We start from the raw sequence: 8,296 nt of genomic DNA, 5'->3' as shown, positions 1-8,296 counted from the left end.
ATGGCAATGTGTCGCGCGATCAGGCGGGCCTGCTGCGCGCTGGTGGCCTCGTCAAGAGCGTCGATGACGATGACGAAGGGCCGCCGCCCACGGACCCGCCCCGGTTCAGGAGAGCAGCTCGATCTCGGCGAGGGTCGCCGAGCCGTCGAGCACCAAGCGGTACTGCTGGTAGTCGCCCGGACGGCTCACCGAGAACACCCGGGTCTGCTGCGTGTAGGCGAAGGTCTGGCCGGACCGCTTGTCGAGGTCCTTCCAGGTCTTGCCGTCCGAGGAGCCCTGGAGCACCCAGCCCTTCGGGGCCGCGCCGGTCTTCGCCGACGTCAGGGTGTACTGGACGGCCTTCGTCGCCTTGGCGACCGGCAGCTCGACCGTGGCGGCCTCGGCCGACGTGGCGGAGGTGTCGTCGAACAGAGCGCCGTCACCCTTCAGCACGTCCTGCTTCGGCGCGGGCACCTTGTCGTCCTTCGTGAGGGAGACCGGCGCGGCGTTCTTGCCGGTGCCCCACGAGGAGGGCTTGGAGCCCATGTCGAAGTCGAGCACGCCACCCTTGGAGAGGAGGTCGCTCGGCAGGGTCGTGGAGGTCCACTTCTTGCCGTTGACCTTCAGGCCCTGGATGTAGATGTTCTTCGAGCTGTTCTTCGGCGCCTTCACCGTGAGGGTGCGGCCGTTCTCCAGGTGCACGGTCGCCTTCTTGAAGAGCGGCGAACCGATGGCGTACTCACCGCTGCCCATGACCAGCGGGTAGAAGCCGAGGGAGGAGAAGAGGAACCAGGCCGACTGCTCGCCGTTGTCCTCGTCGCCGTGGTAACCCTGGCCGATCTCGCTGCCCCCGTACAGGCGGCCCAGAACCTCGCGGACCTTCTCCTGCGTCTTGGACGGCTGACCCGCGGCGTCGTACATGTAGGTCACGTGGTGCGCGACCTGGTTGCTGTGGCCGTACTGGCCCATCCGCACGTCACGCGCCTCGGTCATCTCGTGGATGACACCGCCGTACGAGCCGGTGAACTCCTGGCCGGCGGTCTCCGGGGTGGAGAAGTACGTGTCGAGCTTCTTGGCGAGGCCGTCCTGGCCGCCGTACAGGTTCGCGAGGCCGCGGGTGTCCTGCACCGCGGTGAAGGCGTAGCCCCAGCCGTCGGTCTCCGTGTAGTCGTAACCCCAGACGCGCGGGTCGTAGCTCTCGGACGGGACACGCCAGCTGCCGTCGGCGTTCTTGCCCTGGAAGAAGCCGGCGTCCTTGTCGAAGAGCTTCACGTAGTTCTGCGCGCGGTTGAGGAAGTAGTCGGACTCTTCCTTGTAGCGCTTGTTCTTCGTCTTCGCGTAGAGCGCCTTGCCCATCTGACCGATGCCGTAGTCGTTGAGGTAACCCTCCAGCGACCAGGAGAGGCCCTCGTGCGTCGACGTGTTGGCGTAGCCGGTGAAGACCGAGGTCTCCATGCCCTTGCGGCCGACGCCCGAGGACGGCGGGACCACGGTGGCGTTCTTGAGCGCCGCCTCGTACGCCGCCTCGGCGTCGAAGTCCACGCCCTTGACGTACGCGTCCGCGAACGCCACGTCGGAGCTGGTGCCGGTCATCAGGTCGGAGTAACCCGGGGACGACCAGCGGGAGATCCAGCCGCCGTCCTTGTACTGCTGGACGAACCCGTCGACCATCTCGCCGGCCTTCTTCGGCGTCAGGAAGGAGTACGCGGGCCACGTCGTGCGGTAGGTGTCCCAGAAGCCGTTGTTGACGTACACCTTGCCCTTGACGAGCTTCGCGCCGGTGTTCGTCGCGGTGTCCGTGCCCGTCTTGGAGACGAACGGGCTGGCGTAGGTGCTGACACCCTTGACCTGCTCGAAGCCGGAGTTCGGGTACAGGTACAGCCGGTACATGCTGGAGTACAGCGTGGTCAGCTGGTCCTCGGTGGCACCCTCGACCTCGACCTTGCCCAGGATGTCGTCCCAGGCGTGCTGGGCCTTCTTCTGGACCTGCTCGAAGGAGGTGGAGGCCGGGATCTCCTGGGCGAGGTTGCTCTTCGCCTGGTCGACGCTGATCAGCGAGGTGGCCAGACGGAGCCCGACCTGCTTGTCCTTGCCCGCGTCGAAGCGGAAGTAGCCGGTGACGTTGTCGCCGCCGCCACCGGTGAGCTTGCCGCTCGCGGTGACCTTGGAGTCGAAGACGCCGTAGACGAACAGCCGGGTGGCGCCCGTGGAGCCGCCGCTCTTCACGTCGGAGTAGCCGGTGAAGGAGCTGGTGGCCGGGTCCAGCGTCAGCCCGCCCAGGTTGTTGACGTTGTCGAACACGATGCTCGCGTCGTCACCGGGGTAGGTGAAGCGCATGCGGGCCGCGTGGTCGGTCGGCGTCATCTCGGCCTTGAGGCCGTTCTCGAACTTCACGCCGTAGTACTGCGGCGTCGCCGTCTCGTTCTCGTGACGGAACGGCAGCGCACGGGCGGTCCGCGACGCGTCCGGGGTGCCGGCGGCGGCGGACGGCATCAGCTGGAACGTCTGCCGGTCACCCATCCACGGGCTGGGCTCGTGGCTGGCGCTGAACGCCTGCAGGGTGGGCAGGTTGTCCGCGTTGTTGCCGCGCGCGTAGTCGTAGATCCAGTCGGTGGAACCGGCGTTGGTGACCGGGGTCCAGAAGTTGAAGCCCTCCGGCACGGCGGTCGCCGGAATGTTGTTGCCGCGCGAGAAGCCGCCGCTGGAGTTGGTGCCGCGGGTCGTCAGCGCGTAGTCCGACAGGTGCGCCTTCGGCTTCGCGGGGGCCTTCGGGGCGATCGATATGTCGTCCAGCCAGCCCTGGAACTGCGAGGGGCCGGTGGAGGAGTCGTACGCCACCAGAATCCGGTCGATGGTCTTGCCCGCGGCGACCGTACCGATGTCCGAGGCGACCTTGTTCCACTGGTTGACGTACAGCCGCTTGGCGTCCGCCTGGCCCTGCGGGGTCAGCGCGCCGCCGTTGGTGTCCGTCGCACCGAGCTTGCTCAGGTAGGTGCCGTCGGTGAACGCGAGGTCGACCGAGACGTGCGTGGCCGGGTAGGCCAGGTCCGTCTTCGTCATCTGCGGGTAGACCAGGTACGACAGCTGGGTCGTACGGGTCACCGGCGTGTTGACGTCGAAGACCTTGTTGTACGAGTACGCGCGGCCCTTGTCCTTGTGGGTGCCCGCGTAACGCAGCGCCTTGGTGCCGGTGAAGCCCGCACCCGACTTGGCCGTCGGCGAACCGGACGGACCCTTGTCGACGATGGTGCGCATCTCGTCGGGCACCGGGGCGGAGGTGTTGCCGTCCGAGAACTGCACGTCGGCGAGCTGGATCGCGTCCGGGGCGCCGTGGTTCTTGGTGAACTCCAGGCGGAAGTGCTGGTACGCGGCCGGCTCGGCGATGTCGAACGAGCGGGTCTGGAAGCGCTCGCCGAACTTCTCACCCGTGCGCGTGTCGAGCGTCGTCCACGTCTTGCCGTCGGCCGACCCCTTGAGGACCCAGTCCTGCGGGTCGCGCTCGTCGTGGTCGTTGGCGGACGTCAGCGCGTACGTCGTCACCTTCGTGGACTCACTGAGGTCGAACTCGACCCAGCCGGTGGGCTTGAAGCCCAGCCACTTGGTGGCGGAGGAGACGTCGACCAGGTTCTCCTTGACCTCGCCGCCGCCCGCGTTCTCGTCGCTGGCGCGAACCTCCGTCACCCGGTCGGTGACGTTGCCCGCGATGCCACCGGAGAATCCGCCGTCGACACCCTGCGAGAGGTCCTTGCCGTCCGGGCCGGTCTCCACGGTGCTGCGCCAGTCGGGCTGCTTCTGATCGGCCTCGAAGGACGAGCTGAACGTCTGGTCGGCCGAGGAGCCGTGCGAACCGTGCTGCGGCACGGCGGCGAGTGAGGGGCTCGCTCCGACCAGTACGAGCGTCGCCGCGAGGGCCGCGACGCTGTGTCTCCGACGCGGACCCGCGTGGAGACGAAGATCAAGTGGTGGCTGCATACCGAGCCATTCCTCCCCGGACGATGGTTGGACAACGTTGTCAAAGTGGGATGCGGAGACCAGTAGGGAGGCAGATGGTGCTGTGTGTCAAGGGTGTTACACGAGGTGTGCGTGTCGAATGGGCGGCATTCGGGACAACTCGGCGTGCAATCCGGAGGATGCGTCGCCGCGTCGCCGCGTCGGGTGTGACCGGCGCGTCCGGCGGGCCGGCCGCGTGGCATTCGACCCCGGCGTCCGGGGGAGTGGTGCCGGACGCGGGGCGAGGGGCATCGGCGTTCGGTGCGGCGCCCGTTGACGGGCCCTCGGGCCGACGGTTCGCGGGGGCGGCGACAGGGGTGGCCCGGGGGTCGGTGCGGGCGGCGTCGGATGCGTTGCTTCCGCGAAGAGTGACGTGTCGCCCCCTCCGGCGGGTGTACCGCCGGTGCGTGTGTACGGAAACACGGAAACGGGGACCCGGCTCGTCGCCGGGTCCCCGTCCGAATCCGCGCGGCGGCGGTCAGCCTCGCCGCGCCTGACGGGTCTTGCGCCAGCCGAAGGGGCCGGGCAGGTTCATGGAAGTGGTGCGGCGCCCGGAGCTGCTCCTGGTGCGCTTCGGGCCGTGCTTGCCGCCCGTGGTGACGGACCAGGAGTGGCGGTTGATGTTGAGACGCACGCCGGGCAGGATCTGGAAACTCTTCCGAAAAGTGAGCGGCATCGCTGTCTCCTTCTGTCAGGAGTCCGGGGTACTCCTCCGTGTGACATCCGGATAACCCGAACCGGGAGATGTACACCTCGAAAAGATGTGACGAGCCGTCAATGCCGCTGCGCTGCAATCTTTTTGGCGTAGGGGTGGCGGCCTGGTCAGGTCAGCAGCGGGCCGAGGTGGGACGCGCGCCTGGCGGCGGTCAGCAGTGCGTGGATCTGGGGGCCGGCCTGTTCGAGGCTGGTGATCGGGGTGGCGAAGGGCAGCCGCTCGTCCTGGTGCGAGCCGGGGAACTCCAGGCGCAGGGTCACCCCGTGCCGGTCCATCGCCAGCGGCAGCGCGCGGAGCATCCCGCGCTTCGGGCGGGGGCGTACCAGGCGCACCAGGAGGGGGAGGAGTTCCTGGTGGCTGTCGACGAGGTGCATCAGCATGCCCGCCTCGCTGGTGGCGATCGGGTCGAGCGGCGCCTCCTCGAGCTCCTCCAGGGTCACGAAGTGCCGCTCTCCGTCGCACTCCAGGACGGCCTGCCCGAACTCCACGCAGGCGGACCCGGCCGCGTCGCCGTCGTAAGGGGCGTCCAGGAGGCCGGTGAGGGTGACGCGGGCCCGCAGCCGGTCACGCACGGGCGTGGGGGCGATGTCGGTGAGCTCCAGGCGTACGGGGATGCGCGGCGACGACGGGGAGAGGCTGCCGTCGTCCGGGGCGTGCAGATGGATGGCACCCATGGCGCCGCCCTCCTCGTCGAGCCGGTGCACCTCGTGGTGACGGCCCTCGCTCACCACCGTCATGGATTGCGCCGCGCAGAGGATGGACCGCGCGCGCTCGGCAAGGGTCGGCCGGGTGGGGTGGCTGCTGTGTTCAGGCATACCGATGCTCCAGACGATGGGGTTCGAGTGAACGGTTACTTAGGTATGCCTAACCTAATCATGAAAGCGGTCGGTGTGGGGAGGCGACGCCCGGTCCGCGGTCCGGGCGTCGGCATCGGGTGTGAAGAAACGACGGCCGGTTGCGGGGGATTGGAGGGGGGTGTGTCGGGGCAGGCGGGGACTGCGTGGTCCGGGCGTACGCCCGGGGCGTGCGGAGAGCCCACGGGTCCGGACGGCACGGCCTGCCGGGAGTGCGGTGCGGTTACCGGGGGTTTCCGGATACGTGCCCCTGGCATGTTTTCCACCGGGCGCCGGTCGCACGGAGGGTCGTCCGGACCCCCTTGTCGGCCGTGCTCGCGTGGGACGGGATTATGTGGTGTTTGTCGCAACCCGGGCATTGCTCGTGGGCGCGAAACGATGGCTTACGCTGCGAAGAACGGCCCGTACCAACGGGACGCAACTGGAGGGGATCGCCGTGATGGCGGAACAAGACATATCGGTGAGAGTCGTCGCGCTTCTCAGTGAGCAGCGCGAGTCCCTGGAGGCCGCCTGGGTCGAGACGGTCTCGCGCACGCTGCGGGGGCGCGTCTCCCTGGCCGAACTGGACCGTGAACTGCGCGAGCTCTACACCGCTCTGGTGGACGGGGTACGCGGCGGGGGCACCGATGCCCACGGGGAGGAGTTCGCCGAGGTGCGCGCGCTCCTGGGTGAACTGTCGCGCAACCGCGCGCGCCAGGGCTTCACCCCCACGGAGACGGCGACCAGCGTTTTCGCCTGCAAGGAACTCCTCGCGCCGACCGTGGACACGTCGGCCTCCGACATCCACGCGTATCTGTGGTTCGGCAAGCTCCTCGACGCCTTCGGCCTGTACACGATCGAGGTGTACGCCAAGGCGCGCGAGGAGATCATCAGCGCTCAGTCCGAGCAGTTGATGGAGCTCTCCACCCCCGTGGTCAAGCTGTGGGACGGCGTGGTCGCCGTTCCCCTGGTGGGCACGCTCGACTCGGCACGCACCCAGGTGGTGATGGAGAAGCTGCTGCAGACGCTCGTCGACACCGGCTCCGACCAGGCCATCATCGACATCACCGGTGTTCCCGCGGTGGACACCGAGGTCGCGCAGCACCTGCTCAAGACCGTTGTCGCCGCACGGCTCATGGGCGCGGAGTGCACCATCTCCGGCATCCGCCCGCAGATCGCCCAGACCATCGTCGCGCTGGGCATCCAGTTCGGCGACATCGTCACCAAGGCGACGCTCGCGGACGCGCTCAAGCACGCGTTGCGGCGGGCGGAGACCAACCTCACGGCCTCGGGCGGCCGGGCGTGAGCGAGCGCGTACCCGTACTGAAGATCGGCGACGTCCTCCTGGTCTCCATCCAGGTCGACCTGGAGGACCAGACCGTCCTCGATCTGCAGGACGACCTCGCGGCCCGCATCGTCGCCACGGGCGCGAGCGGCGTCGTCATCGACATCACCGCGGTGGAGATCGTCGACTCCTTCGTCGGCCGCATGCTCGCCACCACGGCAGCCATCTCGCGCATGCTCGACGCCGAGACCGTCGTCGTCGGCATGCGGCCCGCCGTCGCCATCACCCTGGTCGAGCTGGGACTGTCTCTCGGCGGTGTGCGCACCGCGCTGACCCTGGAGAAGGGGCTGGACATCCTGGCCCGGTCGGACACCAACCGACCGGCACGTCCGTGAGCGGGCTGCCGCCTGTTCCGGAAGGCGACCAGGAAACGGTCACGATCGCGTCGAACGACGACGTGGTCCGCGCCCGCCAGCTCGTGCGTACCCTCGCGCAGCGGTGCAAGCTCTCCCTGGTCGACCAGACGAAGCTGGTCACCGCGGCCAGTGAGCTCGCCCGCAACACCCTGGTGTACGGGGGAGGCGGAGTCATGCGCACCGGCTTGGTCCGCCGGGACGGACGCCTCGGAGTGAGCGCCGTCTTCGAGGACGAGGGCCCGGGCATCCCCGACCTGGACCTCGCCCTGACCGACGGCTGGACCTCCGGCGGCGGCCTCGGCCTGGGGCTCAGCGGAGCACGCCGGCTGATGGACGACTTCACCTTGGACACCGAGGTCGGCCGCGGCACCCGGATCGCGGTGACCAAATGGGCACGCTGAACCGGCCCGTGCTGGAAACCCAGGACATCGCGTGGTTCCGCGACGCCCAGTCCATGCCGGCCGCCGCGAGAGGAGCCGCGTCCGCCCTGGCGCGGCGCCTCGGCTTCGACGAACAGCGCTGTGCCGAAGTCGCCCTCGCGGTGAGCGAGGCGGCGACCAACCTGGACCGGCACGCCGTCGACGGCACCCTGCTGCTGCGCGCCGTGCGCACGGCCGACGACGCCGGCGTCGAGTGCGTCACCATCGACGCGGGCCCCGGCATGTCCGACATCGGCCATGCGCTGACCGACGGCGTTTCCTCGGCCGGCACCCTCGGAATCGGCCTGGGCGCCATCAACCGCCTCGCCGACGCCGTGGACATCCACTCCGTGCCGGACCGGGGAACCGTGCTGGCCGCACGCTTCTGGACGAAGGACGCGGCCGAGCGCGCCGCCGCCGCGGGAGAACCCGTGGTCGCGGGGCTCACCCGCCCCATCACCGGCGAGGAGATCTGCGGCGACATCTGGGCGGCCCGGCTCGCCGGAGCCCCGGCACCACGGGCCGAGCCCACCCGGCGCACCGCCGCACCGGAGGCACCCGCCTCGCTGGACTGGTCCGTGCTGACCGGTTTCGGCAGGACTCCGGCCGACGCCGCCGCGACGGCCTCTCCGCGAACGCGCGCGGCGGAGGACGACGGG

The 8,296-nt window shown here is 69.2% G+C and carries 7 protein-coding genes; 4 read left to right on the top strand and 3 right to left on the bottom strand.

Annotated features, from left to right (window positions below; all coding sequences use genetic code 11):
- Positions 1-105: 105 nt before the first annotated feature.
- The 3 genes from ACWD3D_RS29125 to ACWD3D_RS29115 form a co-directional block, all read right to left on the bottom strand.
- Positions 106-3,951: a GH92 family glycosyl hydrolase gene (locus tag ACWD3D_RS29125; protein WP_451463758.1), complete on the bottom strand. Its 3,846-nt coding sequence runs from the start codon at positions 3,949-3,951 to the stop codon at positions 106-108.
- Between the two features lie 496 nt (positions 3,952-4,447).
- Positions 4,448-4,645: a DUF4236 domain-containing protein gene (locus tag ACWD3D_RS29120; RefSeq protein ID WP_451463757.1), complete on the bottom strand. Its 198-nt coding sequence runs from the start codon at positions 4,643-4,645 to the stop codon at positions 4,448-4,450.
- 146 nt (positions 4,646-4,791) lie between these two features.
- Positions 4,792-5,499 (bottom strand): DUF2470 domain-containing protein, encoded by a 708-nt coding sequence (locus tag ACWD3D_RS29115; RefSeq protein WP_451463756.1) that lies wholly within the window; start codon positions 5,497-5,499, stop codon positions 4,792-4,794.
- A gap of 478 nt (positions 5,500-5,977) precedes the next feature.
- Here ACWD3D_RS29115 and ACWD3D_RS29110 point away from each other — a divergent pair, with 478 nt between their 5' ends.
- From ACWD3D_RS29110 to ACWD3D_RS29095, 4 genes are all read left to right on the top strand, one after another.
- Positions 5,978-6,823, top strand: coding sequence for an STAS domain-containing protein (locus ACWD3D_RS29110; protein WP_451463755.1), 846 nt, complete (start codon positions 5,978-5,980; stop codon positions 6,821-6,823).
- The gene (locus tag ACWD3D_RS29105) at positions 6,820-7,197 is read left to right on the top strand and encodes an STAS domain-containing protein (RefSeq protein WP_451463754.1); all 378 of its coding nucleotides are present in this window, start codon (positions 6,820-6,822) and stop codon (positions 7,195-7,197) included. Before ACWD3D_RS29110 ends, ACWD3D_RS29105 begins: the two co-directional genes overlap by 4 nt.
- Positions 7,198-7,202: 5 nt before the next feature.
- A complete protein-coding gene (locus ACWD3D_RS29100) occupies positions 7,203-7,619 on the top strand; it encodes an anti-sigma regulatory factor (protein ID WP_386894280.1) in 417 nt (138 codons plus the stop codon).
- Positions 7,607-8,296, top strand: a 690-nt coding sequence (locus ACWD3D_RS29095) for an anti-sigma regulatory factor (protein WP_451463753.1), incomplete at its 3' end; no start/stop codon positions are given. The genes ACWD3D_RS29100 and ACWD3D_RS29095, both read left to right, overlap by 13 nt.

The sequence above is a fragment of the Streptomyces sp. NPDC002690 genome, assembly GCF_053592415.1.
The sequence above is the reverse complement of the archived record's forward strand: the minus strand, read 5'-3'. Positions and strand labels throughout refer to the sequence as shown.